This window comes from Thermostichus sp. MS-CIW-15, assembly GCF_054060575.1.
The window spans coordinates 56,883-83,498 of sequence record NZ_JBSSDI010000008.1; the positions used below are offsets into that span (position 1 = coordinate 56,883).

The window sequence follows — 26,616 nt, forward strand, 5'->3', positions numbered from 1 at the left end:
CCTGCTGGGTGCTTTAGCCGACGTGAGCGGTGGGGTTGACTAGGCCGATCACTTGAGTGTAGGCGCCGCGAGCTTGGGTCACTCCAATGGTGCGCTCCGCTTTTTCAAGCATGGGACGGCGCAGGCTGACCACCAAGAATTGCGCCTGGCGGGATTGCTGCCAGATCATGTCGGCCAATTTTTCTACATTGGCCCCATCCAAAAACATGTCCACCTCGTCAAAGGCATAAAAGCTAGAGGGGCGATAGCGCTGCAACGCAAAAATAAAGCTGAGGGCCGTCAAGGATTTTTCTCCGCCCGACATGGCGCTGAGACGACGCACTGGCTTGCCTTTGGGGCGGGCCACCAGGGTCAAACCCCCGGCCAACGGATCCTCTGGGTTCTCCAATTCTAAATAGCCCTCTCCCTCGGAAAGCTGGGCAAAGATGGTCTGGAAATGGCCGTTGATGGCATGGAAGGCATCCAAAAACGCTTGGCGGCGCAGGGTGGAAAAGTTCTCGATGCGCAGCAACAATTCGGTGCGCTCTTGGTGCAGGGTTTCCAGTTTGGCGCTGAGATCCCCTAGGCGGGCCTGGATCTGTTCGTATTCGGCGATGGCCAACATGTTCACCGGCTCCAGGAATCGCAATTGCTCTTCGATTTTGCGTTTTTGCCGTTGCAGCTCGTCCAGGGTCAGGTGGGGGGGCAGGGGGGGAAGGGGATCCGGCAGCTCTTGGGCCGCGGCTTGCAGTTGGGCTTGCAGTTGGGCAAGGATGGCCTCTTTTTCCTGCTGTTGGGTGAGGGCGTGGTAGCGTTCCCATTCCAGGCGTTGGAGCTGCTGCTGTTGGGCGCGCAGTTGAAATTCTTGCCGCTCCCGCTCTTGGCGCAGGTGGGCGAGGCGGGCTTCGATCTGGCCCATCTGTTGCCGTTGCTCGGCAATGTGCTGCTGGATGTGGGCGAGAGTGGCCTGGGCCTGGGCGATTTGCTCTTGAAGTTGGGCCTGACGCCGTTCGCCCTCTTGCAGGCGCTCCTGGTGGTGCTGGATCTGGGCCTGCTTCAGGTGTTGCTGGCTGAGGTTCTCCTGCTGCTGTCGCTCCAGGTGGGCCAGGTGGTGTTGCAGCTCCGCCAGGTGGCTCTCCTGCTGCTGTACCGCCTGCTGCAGTTGCTGCCAGTGCTGGTTGACCGGGGATCCCTCCAGTTGGCTGAGCTTGCGGGCGAGATCGGCCAGGCGCTGTTGCAAGGGATCCCAGCGGAGTTGAATCTGGTGCAGCCGCTCTTGGATCTGCTGGCTTTCGCTTTGCCATTGCGCCAGGGATCCCTGCAGGTGTTGCAGGCGGGCCTGCTGGTTTTGGCAGTCGGCCTGGTGCCGCTCCAGGTATTGCTGGGCTTGCAGGGCGTCCTGGCGGGCCAGGAGCAGGGCCTGGGCCAATTGTTTTTCGCGGGCTTGGGCGGCTTGGAGGCGAGGGGCGAGGGCGGCCAGCAGCGCTTCCAGATCGGCCAGGCGGGCGCGCAGGGCTTCCCCTTCCGAGTGTTCGCCCGCAGAAAAATGGATCCCAGCTCGTTGGGGGCCGGTGCCGCCAGTGATGGCTCCCGAGGTTTCCAGCAGCTCCCCTTCCAGGGTGACCATGCGGTGCTGGCCGATGTAGGGCCGGGCCAGCTCCAGGCTCTGGAAAACCAGGGTGGAGCCGAACACAAAGCCAAAAACATCTCGGTAGCGCTCTTCAAAGTGCACCAGGCGGATGGCGTAGTCGATCAGACCGTTTAAGTTGAGGGGGGCGGGCGGGCGGGCGGGCTGCAATTTGTTGAGGGGCAAAAAGGTGGCGCGCCCCAGTTTTTCCCGCTTTAAGAGGTTGATCGCGCTGACGGCGACGCTTTCATCTTCCACCACCACAAAGTGCAGTCGGTTGCCTGCCGCAATCTCCAGCGCCAGTTGATACTGGGGATCCACCTGCCCCAACTGGGCCACCAATCCCAAAACCCCCGGCAGGCGGGCGCTCAGGATGGCCTGGGTGGCGCGGGATCCCTGGGATTCTTGCAGCAGTTGGCGGCGGGTCTCCCACTTGTCCAGTTGCCGCTGCTTGGCGTGGAACTCGGCGGCCAGCCGCTCGTGGGTGGCGCGATCCAGCTCCAGGTTGGCTTGCAGTTGCGCCAGCTCTTGCGCCAGGGCCTGCACCTGGGCTTCCGACTGTCGGCAGGCCTGTTCCAGCTCGGCGGTGAGGGCCAGGTGGGATCCCAGCCATTCTTCAATCTGGGCGATCTCAGTTTGGGTGTCTTGGACTTGTCGCGCCAGTTGCCGTTGGCGCTCTTGCAGGCGAATTTGCTCCTGTTGCAAAGGCTCTTGTTCGGCGCGGATCTCTTCCAGGTGGCGGGTGAGGTAGCGCTGCTGCTTGACCCAGGCCTCGGCAGATTGGGCCAGGGCCCGCAGTTGTTCGCGGCTTTGTTCTAGGCTGATTTGGGCTTTCTGCACCTGGGCTTGCAGGGATCCCTGGGCCTGGGCCAGTTGCTCCTGTTGGCTTTGCAGGCGTTCCAGCTCTGCCTGCAGGTGCTGCTGTTGGGTTTGGCGCTCCTGCTGCAGGCGCTGCGTTTGCTCGATTTCCTGCTGCCAGGCGGCGATCTGTTGGCTGAGCTGTTGCCGTTGCACTTCGGCGGCAGCGATCTGGGCTTGCAGGTGCAGGTATTCTTCCTCTCCGAGGGCGTGGATGCGGCTTTGCAGCTCGCTCAGGGCGGCTTCCGCCTGCTGTAACTGCTCGCTCAAGGTCTGCACCTGAGCAGTGGCTTGCTCCTGAGCCTCCAGAAGCTGCCGAATGGCTGCCTGGGTTGCTTCCACTTGGGCTTGCAAATGCCGCCAAAGCAACACCCGTTGCTGTCGCTCCAGCGTTTGCCACTGCAGCCGCAACTGCTGGTACTGCTGCGCCTTTTCGCTTTCCCTGAGCAGCCGCTCTCCTTGGGCTTGCCATTCCTGCTCGATGAGCCGGAAGCGCTCAATTTGTTCGCGCACCACCTCCAGCTTGGCGTTGGCCTGGGCGATCTTGCGGTCGAAGGTGGCCACCCCCGCCAATTCGTCGAGGATCTGCCGCCGCTCCTTGGAGTTCATGGAGATGATGCTGGTAACATCCCCCTGCAGGACCACGTTGTAGCCGTTGGGGTAGATGTGCATCGCCTCCAGTTGCTCGTGCAGCTCGCTCAAGGTGCAGGGCACATCGTTGATGTAGAAGGTGCTGGTGTAGGGCAGGGAATCGGGATCCTCTTCCTTGCCGGGGCTGACCCGCAGCCGACGGCTGACTTTCCATTCTCTCGGCTGGCCGTCTTCTCCCGGCCCCAGATCGAAGGTGACGGCGACGTGGGTCTCTACCCGCCGGTTGCTGCTGAGGCTGCCAGAATGCACCAGATCCGAAAGCCTCTCTGCCCGCATCCCCCGCGAGGACGATAGCCCCAGCGCGAACAGGATCCCATCCAGGATGTTGGACTTGCCGGAGCCGTTGGGGCCGGAGATGACCGTAAAACCCGGCAACAGGGGCAGCGAGGTCGTGCTGCCAAAGGACTTAAATCGGGTCAGCTCGATCCGCTTGATGTACATCCCGCCCCATATCTAGCGCAGCCAGCAGCAGATGATGGCACCAGGCTAGCACGGGTAGCGCAGCCTGCCCAGCTTCTAAGAAGGCTCAGGATCTGGGCTCGGGCTGACGAGCAGATCGGCCTTTTGCAAAAGACGATGCACCTCTGCCTGTAGCTCTGGCCACTTATAGGTGAGCAGGTTGGGCTTGGAGATGAGCAGTAGCCGGTATCCGGGTTTCAGGTTTGGGCACAGGGGCCGCAAGATTTCTCGCAACCGGCGTCGCAGCCGATTCCGCTTGACAGCAGATTTGCTCACCTTTTTCCCGATCACCAGCCCCACCTGGCTGGGGATCCCTTCGCACCCCGCCGGCATCGGCTGAAACAAAAGGATCAAGCCTGCACCGGAACGGCGCTGCCCCGCCTGGTAAAGCGCCTGGAAAGCTCGCCGATCTCGCAAGCGATAAGGAGCAGGCAGCATTGGGCACTGAAAGGGAATCCCAGGCAGGAGTCAACCCGTCTTGGACGCCGACACCCCAAGAGTTTGAGATGGGATCGGCTCTGCTAACCCTTAAGAAACCGCCAGGCGATAACGCCCCTTGGCCCGCCGCCGCCGCAAGACCTGCCGCCCGCTTGCCGTGCGCATCCTGGCCCGAAACCCAGAGACGCGAATGCGTCTGCGATTGGTGCCACGAAGGGTACGCTGAGTCATGGTGGAGACCAACTCATCCTGTCAACAAGGCCTGCTGCGACTGGCGAGGGAGAAGCCCAGTTCACCGGCAGACAATTAGCAAAGCTTTATCGTAGCAGACTCGACGGAAAATCGCTAGATTGGCCGCCTCACGCCGAGCAGCTAAATTGGGGATCCTACAATCCCAGTCGAGAGAGCAGAGGCACCGGGTTGGCGCCCCTGTCTTTGCTGGGCTTTGGCTGTGTCGCTTTGGGTGTGTGGTGTGGACATCTCCCTAGATCGACTCTGGGACGAAGCTTTGGGGCATCTACAGGTGCAGCTCAGCCGTCCAACTTTTGAGGCTTGGATCAAGACGGCGCGAGCTGAATCCTTGGTGGACAACCGCCTCACCATCTCCACTCCTAGCGAATGGGCGCGGGGCTGGCTGCAAAAGCACTACGCCTCCACCATCACCGAGGTGGTGCAGCGGGTGGCCGGAATCCCTTTGCAAGTGGAGTTTTCCGTCGCTCCCCAGGCTTTGGTCGAGGAAGAAGCTCCTTCAACGGCTGTGGCCTCAACCTCCCGCAAGGCCGGCAGTTTTCCTGCTTCCGCCCCCTTGGGGCTGGAGGTGAGCGGCAGCCTGCCCATGCGAGCCCCGGATCTCAACCCCAAGTATTCCTTCTCGCGGTTTGTGGTCGGCCCCAACAACCGCATGGCCCATGCAGCGGCTCTGGCCGTGGCCGACAAGCCTGGGCGGGCCTACAATCCCTTGTTTCTCTGCGGCGGGGTAGGGCTGGGCAAAACCCACCTGATGCAGGCCATCGGCCACTACCAACTGGAGGCGAATCCGCGGGCCAAGGTCTTTTACGTGTCCACCGAGCGCTTTACCAACGATTTAATCGATGCCATCCGGCGAGACAGCATGCAGTCTTTCCGGGAGCACTATCGAGATGTGGATATTTTATTGGTGGACGACATTCAATTTATCGAAGGCAAAGAGTACACCCAAGAGGAGTTTTTCCACACCTTTAATACGTTGCACGAGTCGGGCAAACAGATCGTGCTAGCTGCCGACCGCTCCCCTCACCTCATCCCTCGGCTGCAGGAGCGGCTCTGTTCTCGGTTTTCGATGGGCTTGATTGCGGAAATTCAGCCGCCGGACATCGAGACCCGCATGGCCATTCTCAAGAAAAAAGCCGAGTACGAGGGGATGATCCTACCGCCTGAGGTGATCGAATACATTGCTACCACCTACACCAGCAACATTCGCGAGCTGGAGGGCGCCCTCATCCGTGCCGTTGCCTACGTCTCCATTTCTGGCCTGCCGATGAGTGTGGAGACGATTCAGCCCATTCTCAACCCCCCCAGCGAGCCCAAGGAGATCACGCCCGACATGATTATTGACGTGGTCTGTGAAGAATTCGGCGTCGACCGAGAAAGCTTATTGGGATCCTCTCGCAAGCGGGACATCAGCCAGGCGCGGCAAATTGCCATGTTTTTGATGCGTCACCATACCAATCTTAGCTTGCCCAAAATTGGCGATTACTTTGGCGGGAAAGATCACACCACCGTTCTCTATAGCTGTGAAAAAGTTAGCCAGTTGCAGCGGGAAAATCTGCAATTTGAGCGGCAACTGCAAAACCTGGCCCAGCGGCTGCGAGTCATGGCCAACAGCCGAAACCGCTAGTCTTTGCCTTGCCATTGTTGAACCGTCCTTGGGGTGTCATCCTACGCTGCTGAGAGCCGCGGCGCCCGCGAGCTGGCGTGAAAGCTCCTATTGGAAGCAGCTACAGTTAAGGACGGGAGGGGCGGGGGTTGCAGGTGGTAGGGCAATCTGGCAAAGGACTTTGCTTGGGTATGCTGCTCCTTGGGGCTGGGCTGATGCCAGCATGGCCGGCCTGGGCCCATTCGACCCAAGCGGGCCGCAAGGAAGCAGATCCGCGGCCAACCGCGCTCTCAGGCGTTTTAGATCTGGGGCTGGATAGCCAAATTGTGGAGGATAGCCCCGTGTTGCGCCGCTGGCTGCAAAGTCCGCCCAATCTCCTGGAAGAAATCCGCAATACTCCCGTCTTGCCCACCCGTTTGCAGGCGGGTTTCGAGTCGGCTTCTGAGTGGCGAATCAGCCTGCAGGACTTGCGCCTGGGAGATCGCCTCACCCTCAGCGGCGACTATCGCCAATCTTCTGAGAACCCAGAAATCCGCCAGTACGGGTCAGAGGTGCGCTACTTTCTCGCCCCTATGGGCTCCCGCTTGAACCTGGCCCCCCAACTGGGCTATCGAGCCTTGGAAGAAAAAAACCGCCGCCTCAGCGGGGTGAGCTATGGGGCCTGTGTTGTTTTGGCCCTGGCTCCCGGAGCCGCCGACTTGACTGGCAGCTACACTTGGGTGGCCCCGCAGGAGCCGGAAGAAGGACAGGCCACCCTAGCGGAGATCACCGCCGCCTACGCCATTAGCCCTTCCCTTCGTCTTGCTGCCCGCTACAGCCTGCGCCACTCCACCTTGGCGCGGGAATCCAGCTTTGGCGTTGGCCTGGAGTGGATCCCCTAGAGGCGCACTGCCTGCACAAAAGCCACCCAGCCGAAGCTGAGATAGCGCTCCAAGCGCAACCCCACCTGGGCAAAGTGCCAGCGCAACTGGTCTGCGGAGAAAAAGCGAAGGCCGGTCGCCTCCAGCAACTGCTGCACCCTCTGCCCCCATCCCTGCACCTGCTGGCTGTGCATCGAGACAAACACCCCTCCCGGTTTCAAAACACGGGCCACTTCCCGCAGACAGGGATCCAACGGCACCTCGTTCAGGGTGGCGCCGCTGATCACCGCCCCAAAGGCTCCAGAGGCCAGGGGAAGCTGCTCCGCCCGGGCTCGCACCAGGCTGTAGCGCTGCCAGTGGGGCTGGGCCTGCTGGGCCGCCTCCGCCAGCACTCCCGTCGCGTTGTCTAGGCCGATCACCGTCCGCTGCGGATCCCTGGCCAAGAGGAGGCGGCTCCAGTACCCCCCTGCCGTGCCCAAATCCAAGACGGGATCTGCCTCCCCCACCAGTTCCGCCAGCAATTGGCCTTCCCGCTCGCTGCCGAAACGCTCCCCCGACAACAGCGACAGCGCCCAAGGCCGCCAGAGGCGATCGTAGCCCCAGGCAAACCCGGGCAGATGGGCAATGGCCTGAGCGGGAGTGAGCGGCAAGTCCCGCGCGGCGGCCAAAAAATCCACCGCTCCAAAGGCGGTGATGGGGTAGATCTGGCCGCAACGGGGACAGTAAACCCGATCCGCCGCGGCTCCCGGCTCACGTCCCGGTGGCAGGTTCAGCCCTTCCTGACCACAGCTCAGGCAGCGGTAGAGGTGAACCGGCAAGGCAGAGAGAGAAGAGAGCATGACACAACCTGACGACAGCCGCAAAACAAAAGGGCAGTTGCCGGGCGCCGGCCCCAACAACCACCCTCCCAGGTTAATCAATCCCGCAGCGAGAGGGGATCCCTCAAGCCGTCTTCGGGCTGGGCAAGCCGATCTTCTCGGGGATGGGCACGTATTCTGCCACAATGGCCCGAAACTCGTCCCCATCTAGGGTTTCCCGTTCCACCAGGGTGTCGGCCAGGCGATCCAGCAGCGCCCGGTGCTCCAGCAGGATTTGCTTCGCTCTTTGGTAGCAGCTCTCCAGGATTTGCCGCACCTGCCGGTCGATCTTGGCGGCCACATCTTCGGAGTACTCGACGCGGTTCATCCAGCCGCCGCCCAAAAAGATTTCGTTGTTGGGCGGATCCCACATCAGGGGCCCCAGCTCGGACATGCCAAAGCGGGTCACCATTTGCCGCACCAGGTTGGTGTTTTGCTGCAGGTCGTTGCTGGCCCCCGTCGTCACTTCCGAGTAGCCAAAGACGATCTCCTCCGCCGCCCGACCGCCAAAACCGACCACCACCCGATCCAACAGCCAGGCGCGGCTGTACATGCCGGAGTCGATCTGCTCCTCGTTGGGCAGTTGCTGGGCAAAGCCGCCGGCACCTCCGGAACGGGGGATGATCGTTACCTTGTTCAAGGGATCCGCATGGGGCAAGAGGGTCATCAACAGAGCATGGCCGCACTCGTGGTAGGCGATGAGGCGCTTGCTTTTGCCGTCTAATAGCGGCGGCTTGGTCAGGCCAATGGTGATGCGGTCGATGGCGTCGTCGATGTCCTGGTTGGTGATGGCTTTGTGCTGACGGCGGGCCGCCAGGATGGCCGCCTCGTTGAGCAGGTTGGCCAGATCGGCGCCGGCAAAGCCAGGGGTGCGGCGGGCAATGGCCTCCAGGCTGACCTCTTCTGCCAGCTTCTTGTTGCGGGCATGCACGCGCAAGATCTCGTAGCGCCCCTTGAAGCTGGGCCGATCCACGGTGATCTGGCGGTCGAAGCGTCCAGGCCGTAGGAGCGCCGCATCCAGCACATCCGGGCGGTTGGTTGCGGCAATAACAATTACCCCTGAGTTGCCCTCAAACCCATCCATTTCCGTAAGCAACTGGTTCAGGGTTTGCTCGCGCTCGTCGTTGCCGCCGCCAATGCCCGCTCCCCGCTGCCGGCCCACCGCGTCGATCTCGTCGATGAAGACGATGCAGGGAGCATTCTCCTTGGCCTTCTTAAAGAGATCCCGCACCCGCGAGGCCCCCACGCCGACGAACATCTCCACGAACTCGGAGCCAGAGAGGCTGAAAAAAGGCACTCCCGCCTCGCCAGCAATGGCTTTGGCCAAGAGGGTCTTACCCGTCCCCGGCGGCCCCACCAACAGCACGCCTTTGGGGATCTTGGCCCCTACGGCAGTGAAGCGCTCCGGCTTCTTCAGGAAGGTAACCACCTCTTGCAGCTCTTCTTTGGCCTCCTCGATCCCGGCTACATCGTCAAACTTGACGCCGGTTTTGGCTTCCATCTGGAAGCGGGCCCGCGACTTGCCGAAGTTCATCGCCTGTCCAGGACCGCCTGCTCCTCCGCCAGCGCGGCGCAGGAACAAGAACAACCCCCCCAGCAGCAGCACCGGGATGACCAGGTTGCCCAAGATCGCCCAGAAGGCGCTGCCATCGCGGGTGGGCACTACAGCCACCTCGATCCCCTGCTCGGTGAGGCGATCCACCAGTTGCGGCACGGTGTTGGGCAGCAGGTTGACCCGGTAGCGGGTGGAATGCTGCGTTTGTGGGTCAACAGCCGTCACTTCGGCTACCAGGTTGTTATCGAGGAGGCGCACATCGGTAACGCGACCCTCCTCGACATAGCGCAAGAAGCGGTCATAGGTGAGGGCAGAGGCCAGAGCGGCGTGGGCAGGAGCTAGGCCGGATCCCTGCCAGAGACAAAAGCCCAGCATGAGGGCAATTAGCCAGCGCTGGGGAGATAGAGGTTTGTTCATGGGGAAGGGGAACACCTGGTTATTAAAAGTCCTTCAACAAACTTAACCTGTCGCTCCCCCAAGATACAACCCTGCCGCACGAAATGCCCGGAATTGCGCTGGGAAGGGATCCCTGCAATCGGCGACTAGGCCGATTTGGGGGATCCCAGGGCATCCAGGCCGTAGACGCGCCGCCACATTTGGTCGGCCAGAGCGGCGGGCAGCAACCGCATCAGCCCCAGCGCCAGCTTGCCGCCCGTAAAAGCGGTGTAGCGGTCGGAAGGGTGGGGATCCGTCATGGCTCTCAGGATCGGCTCCACCACCTTCTCCACCGGCCAGGCCATTTTGTGGAACGAGCTGGCCAGCTCGGCAGCCTTGTCCAAGATCGCTTTGTAGGGGCCGTTGGGATTGACAACAGCAGCAAAGGTCTCTTCGGCCACGCGGCCAAACTCGGTGGCCACCGGCCCTGGCTCGATCACGATAACCTTGATGCCAAAAGGGGCCACTTCCACCCGCAGGGCGTCGCTGAGGGCCTCCACGGCGAACTTGGTGGCGCTGTAAACCCCACTGAAAGGCATCGACATCTGGCCGGCCACGGAGCTGAGGTTGAGGATGCGGCCGCTGCCCCGCTCCCGCATTTGGGGCAAGAGGGCGCGGGTGAGGGCGTGCAGACCAAACACATTCACCTCGAACTGCCGCCGCATCGCCGCCACATCCACCTCTTCCACCGGTCCCATTTGGCCGTAGCCGGCGTTGTTCACCAGGATGTCCACCCGGCCAAAGCGATCCAGGGCCTTTTGGGCCAGCGCCTCCACCTGGGCTGTATCGGCCATGTCGGTGGGCACCACCAGCGCTTCTGTCCCCTGCTTCTCCACCAAGTCCTTGACGTTTTGTAGCAGCTCCTCCCGGCGGGCCGCCAGCACCAAGCGGGCCCCGCGTTTGGCCGCTTCCAGGGCGACGGCCTTGCCAATGCCGGCAGAAGCGCCGGTAATCAGCACCACCTGATTGGCTAGTGAAAGCATGGCTTTCCTCTCTGCAAACTTTCTTCATCCTAGAGGGACTTCCGGGATCCCTGGAAAGAGGCAGCCTCGCTCCTTGGGCTGCGGTGCTGGGCCGCTGTTTCTAACTCAAGGGGTGCTCTGCCAGATGGATGGATCCCTGCGGCCCAGAAGCTGCTCAGACGGTTTTTCGCGCCCAAATTGCAGGGGGGGTTGGGAAAAGCGGTATGATCGATGGACAACTTGCTGGGACAAACTCCCTCGCTCGAGTGTACGCCTAGTCTAATGTCCTTGCCACAGGTACGAGGTGCAGTGACCGTAAGATATTTCCGCAGGCGGGCTAGCCGAGGCCGATCTTCCTTGCCGGAGGAGCGCTGGGCTCTCGCCGAGGCCTGCTTGGATCGATTGCTCAGAGTGGCGGAAGCCAACCTAAGGGCCAATTCCGAGCTGCGCCAACAGCAGCAGGAGCAGCAACGCCAACTGGAGGCCGAGCGGCGCCACAGCGAAGCCCTGCGCGATGCCACCGCCGATTTGCGCACCAGCGTCATGGAGTTGCGAGAGGGGCAAGCCCTTTGGCAAAACCAGGTGGACGAGCTGCGTACCTGTTTGCGAGAGTTGCTCAAGGAACAGAGCGAGCTGGTGCAGATCATCGCCCAGCAGCAGCACATCCTGAAGGACTGTAAGGAAGTCATCCGCGCCATTTTGGAGCAAATGCGGGATGACCACCGGGACTTCCGCTCCGCCATCGGCATTTTGCTGGAGGAACTGCACCAAACTGTGCGCTGCCTGGTTCTTAAGTCAGGTGGCACTCTCCCTAAGCCTGTCCGCCATCCCGAAGCGCCGGATCCCGGCTCCCAGCCGCCTGATTCTGCCTCGCCTGGGGATGGCTCTCTGTCCTAGCGATCCAGACTTCTGCTTTCCCCCAAAAGCTCCAGAGCTATCCAATCCCGCCCTCCGGCAGCCACTGCGGCCAAAACAGGCGCAACTCCCTAACCTGCTCCCCCTTGACCAACAGGGATCCGCCGCCGGACCGGCCTTGCAGGGGAATTTCCTCAGGAGAGAAGGAGTGTACCCGCTCGGACTCCGCGATCACATCCACTTGCAGATGGGGGTGCGCCGCCAGATCGGGGGGAAAACCCACCAAGCCCACCAAGCCATCCCCTTTGTTGGAGAAGTGAAAGGCCGACACGCCCACTTTACCCTGCTCCAGGATGGGGATCTCGCCCAGGGGTAGCCGCTTCAAATACCCCGACCGGCTGGCCAAAACTAAGATCCCTTGCGGGGGCAGCAGCGCCATACCGACGATCTGTTCTGTGCGCCCCAAACGTAGAGCTGGGGATCCCATAGCTGCCCGACCCATCAAGGGGATCTGTTCGGCGTCCAGCCGCAGCACCCGCCCGCCGGAGGTGGCCAGGACAACGCTGTAGCCTTGGTGGCCGGGATGCCAAAGGGCCGCCCAGCCCAGCTCGTCTCCTTCTTTGAGCTTCAAGACGGCGGCTCCCCGTTGGCTGAGGCCCACCAGCTCCGCCAAGGCCACCCGCTTGATCCGCCCCTGCCGGCTGAGCACCACCAAGCTGGCCTCGCCGGGAGAGTGCTCCGCACCGCTGACGCGAACGGGATCCAACGGGAAGGCGGCAACAATCGGCTCGGGGTTGGGGAGAAGGGTGACCAGAGGCACCCCCCGCGAGGAGCCGGTGCTGAGGGGGATCCCTTCGATGGGCACGGTGAAAGCCCTGCCGCTGGCGGTGAGCACCAAGATTGCCTGCTCTGGGGTCACGCATTCCAGGCTGACCAGGGTATCTTCTCCCAATTCCCGCTGCGCCGGGTTGCTGCGGGAGCGAGGCCCAGGCAGAGGCAGGCGGCGCACGTAGCCTTTGCGGGTGAGTTGCAGCAGAAAGCGGCTGTCTTCGCCGGCTTCGCCGCCGGGGATCTGGGCCGCCTCCGCTTCCAGTTCCGAGGCCGAGAGAATCTGGGTGCGCCGGGGATCCGCAAAGGTTTTTTTCAAGTGTCGCAGCTCTTTTTTCAGGTAATTCAAGAGCTTGCGGCGATCTTGCAGCAGTCCCTGCAGCTCGGCGATGCGGGCCTGCAGCTCGGCTTGCTCTTGATAGAGGCGCTCCCGCTCCAAGGTTGTCAGGCGGCGCAGGGGCATGGCCAAGATCGTCTCCGCCTGCTGGGAGGTGCAGCCCAAGCGGGTTTGCAGCTGGGCTTTGGCCGTGGCGCTATCGGGCGCTTGCCGCAGCAGGTCGATTACCCCTTCCAGATCGGCCAGGGCCAGCACCATCCCCGCCACCTCTTCGGCTTTGCGCTGTACCTGCTGCAGTTCGGCGCGAAACATCCGCTTGAGAGTGGCCTCGCGAAATTGCAAAAAGTGCTGCAAAATCTGCTTCAAGCTGAGCTGCTGGGGTTTTCCCTCCACCAAGGCCAACAGGATCACCCCAAAGGTGCTCTGCAAGGGGGTGAGCTTGTACAACTGCTGCAAAACCGCCTGCGGGTTGGCCTCCCGCTTCAGCTCCACCACCACGCGCATGCCGCTGCGATCCGACTCATCCCGCAAATCTGCGATGCCGCTGAGACGGTCTTGGGCGACCAGCTCGGCCACCTTCTCGAGCCAGGCAGCCTTGTTCACCTGATAGGGAAACTCGCTGATGATCAGGGCGGGCCGGCGGTGGCGTCCTCTGCCCGGCTGGATCTCCTCAAAGCGGGCCACTCCCCGCAGGGTGATGGAGCCGCGGCCGGTGAGGTAGGCCTCGCGGATCCCCTGGCCATCGACAATTTGGCCGCCGGTGGGAAAGTCCGGCCCCGGGATCCAGCGCAACAGCTCCTCAGGGCTGAGATCGGGCTCGTCGATCAAAGCCAGCAGGCCGTCCACCACTTCCCCCAGGTTGTGGGGCGGGATGTTGGTGGCCATGCCCACGGCAATGCCAGCAGAGCCGTTGAGCAGCAAGATGGGCAGGCGGGCCGGCAGGACGGTGGGCTCCGCCTGGGAGCCGTCGAAATTGGGCATAAAGTCCACAATTGCTTCGGAGATCCCCTGCAGAAGGGCTGTGTGGCTCAGCTCCGCCAGCCGACACTCCGTGTAGCGCATGGCCGCCGGCGGGTCGTCGTCCACCGAGCCGAAGTTGCCGTGCCCCGCCACCAGGGGGTAGCGGCTGGAAAAGTCTTGTGCCATGCGCACCAGCGCGTCATAGACCGCCTGATCCCCGTGGGGGTGATATTTCCCCAGCACGTCCCCCACGACGCGCGCGCACTTGCGGTAGGGGCGATCCGGCGTCAGGCCCAGCTCGTGCATGGCGTAGAGGATGCGGCGATGCACCGGCTTGAGGCCATCCCGCACATCCGGCAAGGCCCGCCCCACGATCACGCTCATGGCATATTCCAGGTAGGAGCGCTGCATCTCCCCCTGCAAATCGGTTACGATTACTCGCCCTAGACGGGATCCCCCACCCGATCCAGATCCCAGTCCGTCGAGAGTCAGTTGCTGAGTCATGGCTCATTAGGAGCGGAACGCTTTCCAGGTTACTGTAGCCGTTTCCGCAGCTTTTGCGACCCCACCCAGCCGCTGCCGTTTTTGAAACGGGGGAGTGGGGTGGCGGCTCCGCCGTGCTATTTGACACTCCCACCGCCTAAAGGCAGGGGATTCTTACGCAGTTCAACAACGACCTCGTAAAGGCGCTGTCAAGACGCCCCCAGACAGTTCCTCGAGGCAAAGCCCCAAGGTTCTGCTTACTCTTCTGATGGCGTCAGCGGGACGAAGTCTTTGCAGGTTGGCTGAGACGTTCGGACGCTTGCCACCGGTCGGTGCTCGCCTGGGAACGGTACGCCTTGGTGGCAACTCTTGGCGAGCCACTAAAGTTGCTTACGGGCTTTTCCGCCCTGCCCTCAAGTGCAGGGCTACCAAGCTATCCTTCTCTGTAGTCGGGGTGGATCTGGGTGCAATCATGGCCGGGAACTCCATTCGTTTTGGCACTGACGGCTGGCGAGCCGTGATCGCCGATGGCTTTACCTTCCAGAACTTGGGCATTGCCGCCCAGGCCAGCGCCCAGGTGCTGGCCCGCACCTATCCTGGGGCAGGGATCCTGATCGGCTACGACAACCGCTTTCTCTCAGAAAAATTTGCTGCCCACGCTGCCGAGGTGGTGGCGCGGCTGGGGATCCCGGTTTATCTCTCTGCCTGTGTGGCCCCGACACCGGCCTTTAGCTGGGCGGCCAAAGAGCGCGGCTGCCACGGCGCCTTGGTGATCACCGCCAGCCACAACCCGCCCCACTATTCCGGCCTCAAGGTCAAAGGCGGATTTGGCGGCTCCGTGCCGCCGGAGGTTACCGCCGCCATCGAGCAGGAGCTGCACCACCTGCAACCTCTCGCATCCAACCCAGCCCCCATCGAAACCTGGGATCCCTGGCCCGGCTACCTGGCTCAGCTCAGCCGCTTTGTGGATCTGGAGAAGCTCAAAGGATCCCCGGCCAAAATCTGGGTGGATGTCATGTTTGGCTCTGGCGCCGGGGGCCTCAGCCGCCTGTTGGGGGAGAAGGTGATCGAATTGCAGGCACGTCGGGATCCCTTGTTTGGCGGGTTCCCACCGGAGCCGCTGCCGCAAAACCTGCAGACCTCTGCCCAGATCATCGCAGCGGATCCCGCCCCGTTAAAGATGGGTCTGGTCTTCGATGGCGATGCCGACCGCATTGCTGCCCTCGATGGGCAAGGCCATTTTCTCAGCCCGCAGATCCTCATTCCCATCTTGATCGACCACTTGGCGGGGCGGCGCGGCCTGCGGGGCGAGATCGTCAAAACCATCAGCGGCTCGGAGCTATTCGTGAAGGTGGCCGAGCGCTATGGCCTGCCAGTTACGGAAACGCCGGTGGGCTTTAAGTACATCGCCGAGCGCATGCTGAGCACACCGGTGTTGCTGGGGGGAGAAGAATCGGGCGGCATCGGCTATCTGGGCCACATCCCCGAGCGGGATGCCCTCCTCTCTGCCCTGTACTTGATCGAAGCCGTCACCGAAACCGGGCAAGATCTGAGCGCCCTTTACCGAGCTTTGCAAGAACGGGAAGGGTTCACCTCAGTTTACCTACGCCGCGACCTGCACCTGGCGGATCAAGGTCAACAAACCCGGCTCTTCCAGCAGCTACAGACGGATCCCCCCCTTGAGATCCTGGGGCAAAAGGTAATCAAGCATTTCGATCGCGACGGCCACAAGTTTAGCCTTGCCGACGGCAGTTGGGTGATGATCCGGGGCAGCGGCACCGAACCTCTGCTGAGGCTCTACTCGGAAGCCAGAACCTCAGAAGAAGTGAACCGTCTTCTCGATTGGGCAGCTGGGCTGCTCAGCAAGATTGCTTAGGGCTACAGAAGGACGCCCACGGCCCCTAGCTTGCTTGTGCGCGATAGCAGTTCAGAGCTCAAGCACTTGCCTCGGCTGTCTTGGCCTTGGCTTGGTCAAAAGTGCCTGGCGGCTCGTACAGAAACTCAAACAGGTTGCCATCGGGATCCTTGCCATAGAAGGAGGCAGTGCCATCCCGATGGCTGTGAATGGCCCCTACCGGGATCCCTGCGGCTTGCAAGCGCCGATGCTGCTCCTCCAGCTCCTCCCTGCTGCTGAAGACAAAGCCAAAGTGGGGCCCTGCCGCCCGGTAGCCCGGCCCCAAGAGTGCCAGCCCATCGTCTCCGGCTTTCATATAGGCCCAGTCGGGATCCTTCCAGACGTTGACCATCCCCAACTTTTCGTAGAACTCTACTGCCTTAGAGATGTCTTCTACGCGGACGGCAACATGTCCAAGTTGCTTCAGTGCCATGCTCTTCTCTCTCCTCCACAGAGACAACCGCAAGGGTTTCTCTATAACCCAGCATAGCTTGCAGAGAGAGCCCCTCCCCACTCCCCCGAGAGCAGGGATGGAACCAAGGTCGATTCCAACTTCGTTCGAGGCCCAGGGCAAGCTAATGCCTAAGCTGTTGGCTGCTTGGCCAAGAATCGCTCCAGCTCGCTCAACGCTTCTGCGTCCATTTTGGTCTGCATGGGGCAGAACTTCGGTCCACACATCGAGCAAAACTCCGCCGTTTTGTAGATATCTGCCGGCAAGGTCTCGTCGTGATATTCTCGCGCCCGCTCTGGGTCTAAAGACAACTCAAATTGTCGGTTCCAATCAAAGTTGTAGCGGGCTCTGGACATCTCGTCATCTCGATCCCTGGCCCCAGGACGGTGGCGGGCAATATCGGCAGCGTGGGCGGCAATTTTGTAGGCAATGAGGCCGTTGCGCACATCCTCGGCATTGGGCAAGCCCAGGTGTTCTTTGGGAGTTACGTAGCAGAGCATCGCCGCCCCGTACCAGCCGGCCAAGGCCGCCCCAATGGCAGAGCTGATGTGGTCGTAGCCAGCGGCAATATCGGTTACCAGCGGCCCCAAAACGTAGAAAGGAGCCTCGTCGCATTCCTCCATTTGCTTGCGCACGTTAAACTCAATTTGATCCATCGGCACGTGCCCTGGCCCTTCCACCATCACCTGCACATCGTGCTCCCAGGCCATGCGGGTCAACTGCCCCAGGGTTTTCAACTCCGCCATCTGGGCCTCGTCAGAAGCATCGTGCAGACATCCGGGCCGCAAAGCATCGCCCAGGCTAAAAGAAACATCGTATTTCTTGAAGATCTCGATGATGTCGCGGAAGTGGGTGTAGAGCGGGTTTTGCTTGTGGTGGGCCAACATCCAACGGGCCAGGATCCCACCTCCGCGAGAGACAATTCCTGTGAGACGGTTGCGCACCAATGGCAGATATTCGATGAGGATCCCGGCATGGATGGTCATGTAGTCCACCCCTTGCTGGGCCTGCTTTTCGATGATGTGCAAGATATCTTCTGCCGAGAGTTTTTCGACATTGCCATGGACACTTTCTAGAGCTTGGTAGATGGGCACCGTGCCGATGGGCACCGGAGAAGCTTGGATAATAGCCGTGCGAATTTCGTCCAAGTCGCCGCCGCCGGTGGACAGATCCATAACGGTATCGGCGCCGTATTTAATGGCCAATTTCAGCTTTTCCAGCTCTTCGGCTAATCCAGAGGAGCTGGGGGAGGCGCCAATATTAGCATTGACTTTGCAGCGGGAGGCGATCCCGATGCACATGGGCTCTAGGTTGGTGTGATTGATATTGGCAGGGATGATCATGCGGCCCCGCGCCACTTCTGAGCGGATCAGCTCCGGCGGTAGGTTCTCTCGCCGAGCCACGTAGTCCATCTCTTCGGTAATCACGCCCTGCCGGGCAAAGTGCATTTGCGTAACATTTGCTTGCCCACGACGGCGGGCAACCCATTCGCTGCGCATGGTGTCAACTCCGGTACTCGCTTTCCTACGCTGGTATGACCCAGATCAGGTTCTGAGGATGTAATCTCAGCCTGGGGGCAGCCCCCAGACACTCCTAGCGTGTTGTGATTCTATCACCGAAATTGGAACTGGATTGGAACTTTGGGATCGATATCAGAGTAGTTTGAGACAATGCCCTGGCGCGTCGCGCCGCTGACCCTTCCAGTCTCTCCCCTCACCCCCAGTCCCTTTCCGATAGGAGCAGCGATACGAGCAGTCTGCCCTGGGGAAGGTGCTGCAGCTAGGGGGCAAAAATATCATCAGAAGCATTAGATGCTGGCGAACCCTTCAGGCAGTGGCTTTTTTCTTTCTAAAACGGGCTTATCTGCCTTCAATAACCACTGTGCCCTGGCCGAAAGCTTTTTGAAAAAGGGATCCGAGAGGATACTTTTTTCTTCTAGCTGTGGGATCCACACATGTTGCCTCTTGGGATCGCTTTGGATCTCGATTTTGCTCGAAGTGAGCAAGTGATCAGTTAATCTCGCCGAGATCTCTGACCAGTCGATTTCCTGCCCTAAGTAGAAGCTATGTTGCTCAAGAACGCAACCGATAATCTTGCTTAGGAGATCGTCCTCTACGGGTTTGAAAAAGCAGTTGTCGTGAATGTAGATTTGGTGGACAACTCTATTTCCAAGCCTCTCTTGGTCGACAACAAGAAAGTCTTTGCCTTCAAATCGGATTTCTAATTCATAGGCGACGGCATCAGTTAGCAAATATTCAGTAAAATGTTTGGAAAAATTTTCTCGGCAAAGTTTCTGAATAGGAGACTGTTCTAGGCATCTTACACGATCCGATAGTCCTTCTAAATCTGGAGAGCAGGCCAGCAATAAAACATTATCCTGATACTCTCCATAAATCTTTGAATACCAGATCGCGCCGACGTTTTTAAATGGCTCTAAAATGACTCGCAAAGACACACTTGCGCCGCTGAGAGATAGGTTGGGGTAGCTAAGCTGGGTGAGCCGTTGCCGCGACCACCAGTCTTGAAGCTGCAGGTCGATCATGGGATCCCGCCCAGCCAGCGCCGCCAGCTCCACCAGGGATCCCCTCTCTTGCTGGCCCTGAACAGCTCGGCCACTTCTTCGCCGCTGGGCCGAGCCCTAAAGGTTTTGAGGACGCTGTAGAGGCCGGGCTCTTCCTGCTGCCACACGCTCCAGGGATCCGGGTAGGCGCGAAACAGGGCTCCTTCTACCAGCGAGCGCAGGTAGTAGCTGGTCTCAAAGGTGCTCAGGAAGCGTTGCCGCAGCCGGCGCCCGGCCAACCCCACCCCCACTGCGGCGGCATCCTGAAGTTGCGGGTTGAGGAGAACGACGGGCTTGGGATCCCGGCCTTTGGCCGCCAGCCCAGAGGGATCGCCGCCGCTCACCAACTGGCAAACCCGCTCCACCTGATCCAGGCTGTAAACCGCCGGCATCACGAACAGGACACTTTGTTCTGGCGTAGGTTGGGTGCGGGCAGTCAGGCTCTGCAGTTGGATCCCGTCGGGGAGGGATCCCCATTCCCGCTGGGCCAGGGCCGCTCCGCCGGCATCGCTGAACAACACCAAAGCCGGTGGCGGCACCAACTCCAAAAATGGACGAGCCAAGACTTCCGGCTTGATGTCGGGGGCCAGGATCTCGATGAGCAAGCGGCGGTATCCCGCTTGCAGGGCCAGGCGTGTGGCCTGGATGGCCTGCTCGCAGGCTTGGGCCAGATCGCCGGGCAGGTGGGGAAATTGGGTCAGTTGCAGTTGCTCGGCCACAGTCCAATCCAACTTAGATTCAATAAATTCAATAAGATTCAAAAGACGCTCAGCCGGATAGGTCTTCCCAAGCTCTGTGGGTAAGCAGCTCCTCCAGCACCCGCACCCCCCGCAGTTGGTTGGAAAGGGGCAGGTGGCCCTTGGGAGCGGACAGATCCCAGGTGAACTCGTCGGGATAGCGAGTCCAGTGGTAGCCTTGCTTCCAGCCAATCAGCGGCCAGAGGCGCTCCCAGTTGCGGTTGACCCCCAGCCAGAGTTGCCGCTGCACCGAGTAGCCGAAGCGATCCCCGGAGGCCGCCCGCCACAGGCCATCGATGGTGCGCAGATCCTCTGCCGGGATCCGGCTCACCTCGGAAAAGTACAGCCAGCCCCGCCGCGCCGCCCCCTCCCCCGCCGCCCGGCACAGCAGTTGCAGGCTCAGCCGATCCGCTTCCAGCCAAGCTCCCGCCGCTAACAACTCCTGCAAAGGCCGGTAGTCGATGTTCAGGGCTGAAATCAGAGGGACTGTCACCATTGCCGTTGCAAAGGGTTTCTTTCGAATTCTAGTCCCTGTCGGCCAGCCCCTCAGCTTTCGGGCGGGTACTGGGGCGGATTCCCAAAGAGGATGCGATAGCCAATATAGGCCACCCCCAACAACCCCGCCAGGATCCACAGAAAGGCCGAAAAGGGTAGGTAAGAGAAAAAGACAACATAGACCCGGCGGCTGAGCCAAGAGAGGATGAGATAGACCGCCGCCAAAATGCTGATCCCTTGCAAGGTGCGGAAAGCCGGCACCCGCGAGAGGGGCATGCGCTGCCGTGCCACCCAGATGGAGCTAAGGAAATAGTAGGGAGGCACCAGCAACAAGAACATATCCGCCTGCTTGACCACCGCCTGCCAGCCGGCCGTGTTGGTGGCATAGGCCAAGTAACCGGCCCAGAGGACAAGGCTTGCCGCTGCTAAGCCAATGTTCAAGCTGAGCAAAAAAGGCTCTTCCCACTGCCCTGGGATCCAGTGGCAGAGAACCCAAACCAACCAAGGAGCTGCAAAGAGCAGGATGGCAATCGTTAAGCCGTTGGCGTTGAGCTGGGTAAAAAATGTTTCCAGGGTCATGACGGCTGAGGGGACGGGAGGTCACTTTCAAAAACAGTAGTGTAGTCCAATCCCTCACCAGAATCCGTAAGTAATACCCTGAAAAATTACAGCCAAAACATTGCATCCTCGCTGGGTCAGGGTTTCCGGGCGCGCGAAACGGGATCCTTTTGCTAGGGCACTACTGAGTACATCTGGAGGGATCCCGCAGGGCACCCACAAAGTGATAGGGGGGCAGGGACTCGCTCCAGTCCAATTGCCAGTGGGGGTGTGCTGCTACCCAGGTTTGGGCGAGCTGGGCTGCCGTTTCCCGTTCGGCAGGGGTGAGCAAGAAGTAAAGCCGCAGGACTTCTCCCGGCTGCGGATCCCCTCTTTGCACTGGCCAGGTAGAAGGCCAAAGCTGCTGCAGGGCCGCCAGCTCCTGTTCTTGCCGCTCTTGGGCCTGTCGTTGCTGGAGATAGGCTTGTTTGCGGGCCAACAGATAGGCTGTGCCGCTGGGAGCGGGTTGGGGATCCGGGGGGGGCTGGGGCGACAGTTTTCCTTTCAGGCAGTACTCGGCTCTTCCCCCGATGGCCGCGAGGGCCTGTTCGTACTCCGCCTGCTGGGCCAATAGGTGGGATCCCAGCTTTTCGGCTGAGAGAAAGCAGGTGCCAAAGCGCAGGGGCAGCAGCGGCATCTGGGCAAACAGCCGGCAGATCACCTGGTCGTGGCGCAGGGCAGAACGCAGCAGCACCTCATCCGAAGCCTGCAGCGACGCAGGATCCGGCATCGGCTCCACAGCAGCGGCAATTCGGCCTCCTGTGGGAGAAAACACCTGCAGCGGCCCGCGGATCCCTTGAGTTTGTTGAATGAAATGCCAAAGCGGCGCGTCTGGCATCGGCAAGAAGGCATAGGTGTAAAGGGGGCTGCCGGCGCTCTGTTCGCTGGGTTCCGGTAAAACTGGCATTGGCTCGGATCGAGGCGTAGACTTTTCCTCTCAGTCTAAGCAAACTTGCTGGCGCTTTTTGCCCTGGGGGGCTGCTACTGGCGACCTGAAGATGCGGTAGACTAATCCTGGCAGGGTTTTTCAGGTCTGGGGTGTTCAGGGCCGCAAGGCTGCCGGGGGGTAGGTGGGATCCTCTCTCTCCGTGCCTCTACAGGTAAAACTATGACCAGCCGCTCAGACTTCAAACCCTTGGAAACCTTTCAAAAAGAAGAGATCGAACGCTTGCGGGATCTGCTTCCCGCTTCTCTCCGGGCCTTGATCCGCGTTGTCCCCCACTCGGGAGGTGAGGCCCTGTTGTTCTCCCGCCGCAAGGCCCCTTGGCAGCCGCAGGGCATCATTGCCATCGATTTTCGCCGCTGGCAAGGGATCCCGCAGCCGCAGCGGGATCTGCTGTTTTTGCGGGAGGTGGGCTGGTTCGACAACCGCAACTGGCTACAGCCGGGGTTTTACCAGTCGCTGGCCTTGCTTGGTGGCATCACCACCGTGGCAGAGCTCTCTTTGCAGCACCCGTTTTCTGCCCTGTTGGCGGGGGGCATCACGGCGCTCTCGGTGCGGCAGATCTGGCAAAACCTGAATCGGGAGAGCGCCCATTTCGATGCCGACGAGTTTGCCTTGCGCCGCGCCCAGTTCCGCGGCTACACCCGCCAAGAGGCAGCCCAACACCTAGCAGATGCCCTGGAGCAGGTTCTCAAGCTGGATCCCACCGATATCCTGACGGCACTGCGGCTGCAGCGGCTGAGAACCATCGCCCGCAACCTCACCCCCTCACCTGGGAGCTCCTGAGCACAGGTGCACCTGGGTGATGGCGATCCGACCGGAGAAGCAGATATCGGTATCGGTCTGGGGATCGCGGGCTCGCTCTGCGTAGCGCCCCTGGTAGCGAAACCACAGCGATGCCAAGCCTTCCCCCTCTGCTTCTACGGCGTAATCGAGTGGCAGCGGCTGCGTGCAGAGGGGGCAGTAAACTCGCTCCGGCAAAGGGGATCCCGGTGGCAGGTGGGGCAAGTTGACATTCCAGAAGGAGCCGGCTGGCAGGGGTTGTTCCATCAGCTCGGCCAGGATCTCCCGCGTCCACCGCTGGGCCTGCTCCCAATCGATGGGTTGGCTCCCTGCCCGATACTGGGAAATGGCGATCCCTCCGATCCCACGCAGCGCCGCCTCCCGCACCGCCGCCACCGTGCCGGACAAGTACACATCCGATCCCAGATTCCCTCCCTCGTTGATGCCAGAAAGCACCCAATCCACGGCAGGGGCGAGCTTAAACAGGGCCACCCGCACACAGTCGGCAGGGGATCCCTCGACGGCAAAGGTGCGCTCGCCGCGGGCCCAGGCGCGAAAGGGCCGCCCCGTCGTTACCTGGTGGCTACAGCCGGAAATCGGCTGGTGGGGGGCCACAATCCAGCAGTTTTCCTCGGCAACGAGAGCGCTGAGGGCCAGTCTGAGGTGTGCCAGCCCCGCCGCCTCGATGCCATCATCGTTGGTCAGCAATACCTTCATCTGAATTCCTCTACCGGCAATTCCTGGGTTAGCCTAAATCGCAAATCTCCGTTGGGATCCAAATCTGGAGATCTGAAGTGCAAAGGCAAGGCGGATCCCGTTCTTCTTCTAACCTATCCCTAAGGGGTTGGCGTCTCCTGCGCCGCAGCCCTCGACCCATGACCATGAACTGATACCGGAGGATTGCCATGACCACACGGGTAGCCATCAACGGATTTGGCCGCATTGGCCGGTCGTTTTTGCGGGCGCTGCTCTCCCAGCCGGGGCGAGGGCTGGAGGTGGTGGCGGTTAATGATCTCACCGAGCCGGAGAACTTGGCCTACTTGCTGCAATTTGACTCCGCCTACGGGCGCCTGCCCCAGACGGTGAGCGTTGTGGATGGCCACCTGCAAGTCGGCAGCCACAAGATCCGGGTTCTGGCAGAACGGGATCCGGCGCAACTGCCCTGGAAAGACCTCGGGGTTGACCTGGTGATAGAGTCCACCGGCCTGTTTACCAAGCGGGAGGGGGCGGCCAAACACCTAGAAGCCGGCGCCAAGAAAGTGATCATCTCCGCCCCTGCCAAAGGCGCCGACCTGACGGTGGTGATGGGGGTTAACGACGACCAGTACGACCCAGAGCGGCACCATATCGTCTCCAACGCCTCCTGTACCACCAACTGTCTGGCGCCGCTGGCCAAGGTCTTGCTGGATCGCTTCGGCATCGAGACGGGCTTTCTCACCACCTGCCACGCTTACACCGCCACCCAGGCCATTGTGGATCGCCCGGATCCCAAGGACTATCGCCGGGGCCGCTCGGCGGCGGTGTCGATTGTGCCTTCCACCACTGGGGCAGCCACGGCAGTTGCCGAGGTTTTGCCTGCCCTGAAAGGGAAGATGGACGGCCTGGCGCTGCGGGTGCCCACCCTAACCGGCTCGATTGTGGACTTTGTCGTGCGCACCGAGCAGCCTATCACCAAAGAGGCGGTCAACCAAGCCTTTGTGGAGGCAGCAGAAGGGCCGATGCGCGGTATCCTGGCCATTGCCCCGCCGCACATTGTCTCGGCCGATATCATCGGCGATCCCCATTCTTCGATTGTGGATCTGGAGTCGACGATGACGCTGGGGGATCGCACGGTGAAGGTGCTCTCCTGGTACGACAACGAGTACGGCTATGCCTCGCGGCTGGTGGATCTGGCGGCGAAAATGGCGGCTGCGCTAAAGAGCTCAATCCCAGCCTAGGTCAGTGCGCTCCAGCCAGGAGCTATCCAGGGCAGCCAGCGCCTCAGCTGCGGCTATGCCGGTTTCGGGGTGGCGCCAATGGGGAGCAATCTCGCACAGCGGGGCCAGGACAAAAGGGCGCTCCATCATGCGAGGGTGGGGCAGGGTTAGCTCAGGGCTCTTCAGGATCCGGTTGCCCATTGCCAGCAGATCCAAGTCCAGGGTCCTGGCCTCCCAGCGGATGCGCCGCACTCGCCCTGCCTCCTGCTCGATGGCCAGCAGCGCCCTCAGCAACTCCAGGGGCGATTGGTAAGGGGGAAAGGGATCCAACGCCACCACAGCATTGAGGTAGTCGGGCTGGCCGGGTGGCCCCCCTTGGGCGGGGCTGCGGTAGAGGCTGGAGCGAGCCACCACCTGGCCCAACCTGAGCAACTTCTGCCCAGCCGAGCGCAATTGCTGCAGCGGATCCCCTAGGTTGCTGCCCAGGGCAATGTAGGCTAGGTCGGGCTGCATCGAGGGTTAGCTATTGGGAGAACGGTGGCGGACAATCTCCACGTAGACATCGTCGAACAAACCGGGCAGGGGGGCCTGTGGCTTGTGCACCCGCACCGTCAGGGCTTCCACCTGGGGATAGCTCTGCCACAGCCGCTCGGCAATCCGGTCTGCCAACGTCTCAATCAACCGGTAGCGCTGCTGGGTCACCTCTTCCCGCACCGCCTCGTACACCTGGGCGTAGTCCACGGTGTGGGCCAAGTCATCCTCTTGGGGAACCAAGGCAAGCTGCAGCTCCACATCCACCACAAAGCGCCCTCCCAACACGGCCTCCTCAGGACGATAGCCGTGGTGGGCATGGAAGCTAAGACCCCGCAGCACCAGCCTAGTTTGGCCCACAGTGCAGCCCTTCCCAAGCCGCTAGAGCGGAGACATGAGCAGGGACGTTGTGCGCCCGCACCAGGGTAGCGCCCCGGCTGGCGGCAAAGAGGTGCACGGCTACGCTGGCGCTATCCCGCTCTTTGGGCACAGCAATGCCGGCAAGCTGGCCGACAAAACTTTTGCGCGAGGCTCCCACCAAAACGGGGTAGCCATAGGCCACTAGCCGCGGCAGGGCTCTGAGGAGGGCAATGTTCTGCTCGGCGGTTTTGGCAAAGCCCAGGCCAGGATCCAAAATGACACTGGGCACACCGGCTGCCAGAGCCCGCTCCGCTTGGTCCTTGAGAAAACCAAAAACTTCTCCCTCAAGGTCGTCGTAGTCGGTGAGCTGCTGCATGGTGCGCGGCTCTCCCCGCATGTGCATGATGACCGCTGGCACCCCCTTCTCGGCACACACCTGCATCATCTGTGGATCCCGCAGCCCGGTGACATCGTTGATGATGTGTGCCCCCGCTGCCAGAGCAGCAGCAGCCACCTCTGTTCGCCGTGTATCGACGCTGATGAGAATGCCGGATCCCTCTAGAGCCCGAATCACGGGCAAAACCCGGTCGCATTCCACCTCCACCGGTACCGGCTCTGCCCCCGGACGGGTGGACTCGCCGCCGATATCCACAATCAAGGCCCCCGCCGCTGCCATGGCTCTGGCTGCCTGCACGGCAGCTTCCACGGATCCCCACTGGCCGCCGTCGCTAAAGCTGTCGGGGGTTACATTGAGTACCCCCATCACCGCCACACCCCGCCAGGAAAGGCAGTACCCCTCCGGTGTTTGTTCTGCCCCAGGCAGGGGACGGCGAGAGAGCAAGCTGGTAACGCCCATAACTCCTGCAAGCTAATTCGCTGTCAGAGCAGCCGCCCCAGATAGGACCAGCGCGTGCCTAGCTGAATTCTAGAAGTAGGGAAGCGCAGGGGGCAGTAATCTATACAGATCCCTCGCTCCGTTTGTTTTGGGGTATTGCTAGGTGTCTCCCGTGAAGGGGAGGAGTGGCTGCGTGGCGCGGGCCGCGGTTGTGTATCTGCCTTGGTATGACCCTCAGTTGGTTGAGTGAGTGAGGGGAAACGTCACCTGAGGTCGGCAAAAAGCCATACCTAGGAGGGATCCCCTGCCAGCCTAAGGCCAAGGAGTAGCCTTAGCTCGCAGAGGAACCCCTCCCGCTTGAGCTAAAACATGATGTCGTCTTCCGAACGACCCCAGATGCACCAGATGATGGAGGCAAAAATTGCTAGGTAAACCCAGGCCATCGGCCCGTATTGCAGCAGATCCATCAATACATCCCTTAAAGTACTTGTTTATCTAGTCCAATTATTGTGATG

At 61.2% G+C, this 26,616-nt stretch carries 24 protein-coding genes and 1 riboswitch; of the genes, 6 read left to right on the forward strand and 18 right to left on the reverse strand.

Annotated features, from left to right (window positions below):
• Positions 1–13: 13 nt before the first annotated feature.
• The 3 genes from smc to rpmH form a co-directional block, all read right to left on the reverse strand.
• On the reverse strand, positions 14–3,556 hold the full coding sequence (gene smc, locus ACVW0R_RS04585) for a chromosome segregation protein SMC (RefSeq protein ID WP_457501725.1): 3,543 nt from the start codon (positions 3,554–3,556) through the stop codon (positions 14–16).
• A 75-nt stretch (positions 3,557–3,631) separates the two neighbouring features.
• Positions 3,632–4,012, reverse strand: a complete 381-nt coding sequence (gene rnpA / locus ACVW0R_RS04590) for a ribonuclease P protein component (protein WP_011431672.1) — start codon at positions 4,010–4,012, stop codon at positions 3,632–3,634.
• A gap of 90 nt (positions 4,013–4,102) precedes the next feature.
• The gene (gene rpmH, locus ACVW0R_RS04595; RefSeq protein ID WP_011431673.1) at positions 4,103–4,243 is read right to left on the reverse strand and encodes a 50S ribosomal protein L34; all 141 of its coding nucleotides are present in this window, start codon (positions 4,241–4,243) and stop codon (positions 4,103–4,105) included.
• Between the two features lie 241 nt (positions 4,244–4,484).
• Between rpmH and dnaA the strand changes: the two genes are divergently transcribed.
• On the forward strand, positions 4,485–5,888 hold the full coding sequence (dnaA, locus tag ACVW0R_RS04600; RefSeq protein ID WP_011428926.1) for a chromosomal replication initiator protein DnaA: 1,404 nt from the start codon (positions 4,485–4,487) through the stop codon (positions 5,886–5,888).
• Between the two features lie 194 nt (positions 5,889–6,082).
• Entirely contained in the window at positions 6,083–6,748 is a 666-nt protein-coding gene (locus ACVW0R_RS04605) for a hypothetical protein (protein ID WP_457501726.1), read from the forward strand.
• Here ACVW0R_RS04605 and ACVW0R_RS04610 read toward each other — a convergent pair.
• The 3 genes from ACVW0R_RS04610 to ACVW0R_RS04620 form a co-directional block, all read right to left on the reverse strand.
• The gene (locus ACVW0R_RS04610) at positions 6,745–7,566 is read right to left on the reverse strand and encodes a class I SAM-dependent methyltransferase (RefSeq protein WP_099812651.1); all 822 of its coding nucleotides are present in this window, start codon (positions 7,564–7,566) and stop codon (positions 6,745–6,747) included. The two genes, ACVW0R_RS04605 and ACVW0R_RS04610, sit on opposite strands and share 4 nt — an antisense overlap.
• Positions 7,567–7,669: 103 nt before the next feature.
• Positions 7,670–9,556, reverse strand: coding sequence for an ATP-dependent zinc metalloprotease FtsH (gene ftsH, locus ACVW0R_RS04615; protein WP_011428929.1), 1,887 nt, complete (start codon positions 9,554–9,556; stop codon positions 7,670–7,672).
• Positions 9,557–9,681: 125 nt separating this feature from the next.
• On the reverse strand, positions 9,682–10,557 hold the full coding sequence (locus ACVW0R_RS04620; protein ID WP_011428930.1) for an SDR family NAD(P)-dependent oxidoreductase: 876 nt from the start codon (positions 10,555–10,557) through the stop codon (positions 9,682–9,684).
• A gap of 390 nt (positions 10,558–10,947) precedes the next feature.
• On the opposite strand from ACVW0R_RS04620, the gene ACVW0R_RS04625 reads away from it, so the two are divergent.
• Positions 10,948–11,433: a hypothetical protein gene (locus ACVW0R_RS04625; protein ID WP_240527883.1), complete on the forward strand. Its 486-nt coding sequence runs from the start codon at positions 10,948–10,950 to the stop codon at positions 11,431–11,433.
• 37 nt (positions 11,434–11,470) lie between these two features.
• On the opposite strand, the gene ACVW0R_RS04630 is transcribed toward ACVW0R_RS04625, so the two are convergent.
• The gene (locus tag ACVW0R_RS04630; protein ID WP_011428933.1) at positions 11,471–14,020 is read right to left on the reverse strand and encodes a DNA gyrase/topoisomerase IV subunit A; all 2,550 of its coding nucleotides are present in this window, start codon (positions 14,018–14,020) and stop codon (positions 11,471–11,473) included.
• Between the two features lie 451 nt (positions 14,021–14,471).
• Between ACVW0R_RS04630 and ACVW0R_RS04635 the strand changes: the two genes are divergently transcribed.
• A complete protein-coding gene (locus ACVW0R_RS04635) occupies positions 14,472–15,875 on the forward strand; it encodes a phosphoglucomutase/phosphomannomutase family protein (RefSeq protein ID WP_099812648.1) in 1,404 nt (467 codons plus the stop codon).
• Between the two features lie 58 nt (positions 15,876–15,933).
• On the opposite strand, the gene ACVW0R_RS04640 is transcribed toward ACVW0R_RS04635, so the two are convergent.
• The 7 genes from ACVW0R_RS04640 to ACVW0R_RS04670 form a co-directional block, all read right to left on the reverse strand.
• Positions 15,934–16,326: a VOC family protein gene (locus ACVW0R_RS04640; protein ID WP_011428935.1), complete on the reverse strand. Its 393-nt coding sequence runs from the start codon at positions 16,324–16,326 to the stop codon at positions 15,934–15,936.
• A gap of 149 nt (positions 16,327–16,475) precedes the next feature.
• The gene (gene thiC / locus ACVW0R_RS04645) at positions 16,476–17,843 is read right to left on the reverse strand and encodes a phosphomethylpyrimidine synthase ThiC (protein WP_011428936.1); all 1,368 of its coding nucleotides are present in this window, start codon (positions 17,841–17,843) and stop codon (positions 16,476–16,478) included.
• A 5-nt stretch (positions 17,844–17,848) separates the two neighbouring features.
• A riboswitch (TPP riboswitch) is annotated at positions 17,849–17,949 on the reverse strand.
• Positions 17,950–18,151: 202 nt separating this feature from the next.
• Positions 18,152–18,919 carry a hypothetical protein gene (locus tag ACVW0R_RS04650; RefSeq protein WP_041438007.1) on the reverse strand — a complete coding sequence of 256 codons (768 nt, stop codon included), beginning with the start codon at positions 18,917–18,919 and terminating at the stop codon, positions 18,152–18,154.
• A complete protein-coding gene (locus ACVW0R_RS04655; protein WP_011428938.1) occupies positions 18,883–19,623 on the reverse strand; it encodes a DUF1995 family protein in 741 nt (246 codons plus the stop codon). The genes ACVW0R_RS04650 and ACVW0R_RS04655 overlap by 37 nt, the downstream gene beginning before the upstream one ends.
• A gap of 49 nt (positions 19,624–19,672) precedes the next feature.
• Positions 19,673–20,137: a GUN4 domain-containing protein gene (locus ACVW0R_RS04660; protein ID WP_011428939.1), complete on the reverse strand. Its 465-nt coding sequence runs from the start codon at positions 20,135–20,137 to the stop codon at positions 19,673–19,675.
• A 50-nt stretch (positions 20,138–20,187) separates the two neighbouring features.
• Positions 20,188–20,715, reverse strand: a complete 528-nt coding sequence (locus ACVW0R_RS04665) for a hypothetical protein (RefSeq protein WP_011428940.1) — start codon at positions 20,713–20,715, stop codon at positions 20,188–20,190.
• A 160-nt stretch (positions 20,716–20,875) separates the two neighbouring features.
• Positions 20,876–21,640 (reverse strand): GvpL/GvpF family gas vesicle protein, encoded by a 765-nt coding sequence (locus tag ACVW0R_RS04670; protein WP_099812645.1) that lies wholly within the window; start codon positions 21,638–21,640, stop codon positions 20,876–20,878.
• Positions 21,641–21,841: 201 nt separating this feature from the next.
• On the opposite strand from ACVW0R_RS04670, the gene ACVW0R_RS04675 reads away from it, so the two are divergent.
• Positions 21,842–22,462 carry a DUF3318 domain-containing protein gene (locus ACVW0R_RS04675; protein ID WP_011428942.1) on the forward strand — a complete coding sequence of 207 codons (621 nt, stop codon included), beginning with the start codon at positions 21,842–21,844 and terminating at the stop codon, positions 22,460–22,462.
• On the opposite strand, the gene surE is transcribed toward ACVW0R_RS04675, so the two are convergent.
• A complete protein-coding gene (gene surE, locus ACVW0R_RS04680; protein WP_011428943.1) occupies positions 22,445–23,176 on the reverse strand; it encodes a 5'/3'-nucleotidase SurE in 732 nt (243 codons plus the stop codon). The two genes, ACVW0R_RS04675 and surE, sit on opposite strands and share 18 nt — an antisense overlap.
• Before the next feature lie 188 nt (positions 23,177–23,364).
• On the opposite strand from surE, the gene gap reads away from it, so the two are divergent.
• Complete coding sequence (gap, locus tag ACVW0R_RS04685; RefSeq protein ID WP_099884412.1) at positions 23,365–24,396, forward strand: type I glyceraldehyde-3-phosphate dehydrogenase; 1,032 nt, start codon at positions 23,365–23,367, stop codon at positions 24,394–24,396.
• Here gap and folK read toward each other — a convergent pair.
• From folK to folP, 3 genes are read right to left on the reverse strand one after another with little or no spacing between them, the layout of a single operon-like run.
• Entirely contained in the window at positions 24,382–24,888 is a 507-nt protein-coding gene (folK, locus tag ACVW0R_RS04690) for a 2-amino-4-hydroxy-6-hydroxymethyldihydropteridine diphosphokinase (RefSeq protein WP_011428945.1), read from the reverse strand. The two genes, gap and folK, sit on opposite strands and share 15 nt — an antisense overlap.
• Positions 24,889–24,894: 6 nt before the next feature.
• Complete coding sequence (folB, locus tag ACVW0R_RS04695; RefSeq protein ID WP_457501727.1) at positions 24,895–25,266, reverse strand: dihydroneopterin aldolase; 372 nt, start codon at positions 25,264–25,266, stop codon at positions 24,895–24,897.
• Positions 25,253–26,122, reverse strand: coding sequence for a dihydropteroate synthase (folP, locus tag ACVW0R_RS04700; protein WP_457501728.1), 870 nt, complete (start codon positions 26,120–26,122; stop codon positions 25,253–25,255). Before folP ends, folB begins: the two co-directional genes overlap by 14 nt.
• Positions 26,123–26,616: the final 494 nt, after the last annotated feature.

Bases quoted from the DNA above. Each gene is read 5' to 3' on its own strand.
- smc (WP_457501725.1), bottom strand. From the start codon at position 3,556: ATGTACATCAAGCGGATCGAGCTGACCCGATTTAAGTCCTTTGGCAGC.
- rnpA (WP_011431672.1), bottom strand. From the start codon at position 4,012: ATGCTGCCTGCTCCTTATCGCTTGCGAGATCGGCGAGCTTTCCAGGCG.
- rpmH (WP_011431673.1), bottom strand. From the start codon at position 4,243: ATGACTCAGCGTACCCTTCGTGGCACCAATCGCAGACGCATTCGCGTC.
- ACVW0R_RS04605 (WP_457501726.1), top strand. From the start codon at position 6,083: ATGCCAGCATGGCCGGCCTGGGCCCATTCGACCCAAGCGGGCCGCAAG.
- ACVW0R_RS04610 (WP_099812651.1), bottom strand. From the start codon at position 7,566: ATGCTCTCTTCTCTCTCTGCCTTGCCGGTTCACCTCTACCGCTGCCTG.
- ftsH (WP_011428929.1), bottom strand. From the start codon at position 9,556: ATGAACAAACCTCTATCTCCCCAGCGCTGGCTAATTGCCCTCATGCTG.
- ACVW0R_RS04620 (WP_011428930.1), bottom strand. From the start codon at position 10,557: ATGCTTTCACTAGCCAATCAGGTGGTGCTGATTACCGGCGCTTCTGCC.
- ACVW0R_RS04630 (WP_011428933.1), bottom strand. From the start codon at position 14,020: ATGACTCAGCAACTGACTCTCGACGGACTGGGATCTGGATCGGGTGGG.
- ACVW0R_RS04635 (WP_099812648.1), top strand. From the start codon at position 14,472: ATGGCCGGGAACTCCATTCGTTTTGGCACTGACGGCTGGCGAGCCGTG.
- ACVW0R_RS04640 (WP_011428935.1), bottom strand. From the start codon at position 16,326: ATGGCACTGAAGCAACTTGGACATGTTGCCGTCCGCGTAGAAGACATC.
- thiC (WP_011428936.1), bottom strand. From the start codon at position 17,843: ATGCGCAGCGAATGGGTTGCCCGCCGTCGTGGGCAAGCAAATGTTACG.
- ACVW0R_RS04660 (WP_011428939.1), bottom strand. From the start codon at position 20,137: ATGGTGACAGTCCCTCTGATTTCAGCCCTGAACATCGACTACCGGCCT.
- ACVW0R_RS04665 (WP_011428940.1), bottom strand. From the start codon at position 20,715: ATGACCCTGGAAACATTTTTTACCCAGCTCAACGCCAACGGCTTAACG.
- ACVW0R_RS04670 (WP_099812645.1), bottom strand. From the start codon at position 21,640: ATGCCAGTTTTACCGGAACCCAGCGAACAGAGCGCCGGCAGCCCCCTT.
- ACVW0R_RS04675 (WP_011428942.1), top strand. From the start codon at position 21,842: ATGACCAGCCGCTCAGACTTCAAACCCTTGGAAACCTTTCAAAAAGAA.
- surE (WP_011428943.1), bottom strand. From the start codon at position 23,176: ATGAAGGTATTGCTGACCAACGATGATGGCATCGAGGCGGCGGGGCTG.
- gap (WP_099884412.1), top strand. From the start codon at position 23,365: ATGACCACACGGGTAGCCATCAACGGATTTGGCCGCATTGGCCGGTCG.
- folK (WP_011428945.1), bottom strand. From the start codon at position 24,888: ATGCAGCCCGACCTAGCCTACATTGCCCTGGGCAGCAACCTAGGGGAT.
- folP (WP_457501728.1), bottom strand. From the start codon at position 26,122: ATGGGCGTTACCAGCTTGCTCTCTCGCCGTCCCCTGCCTGGGGCAGAA.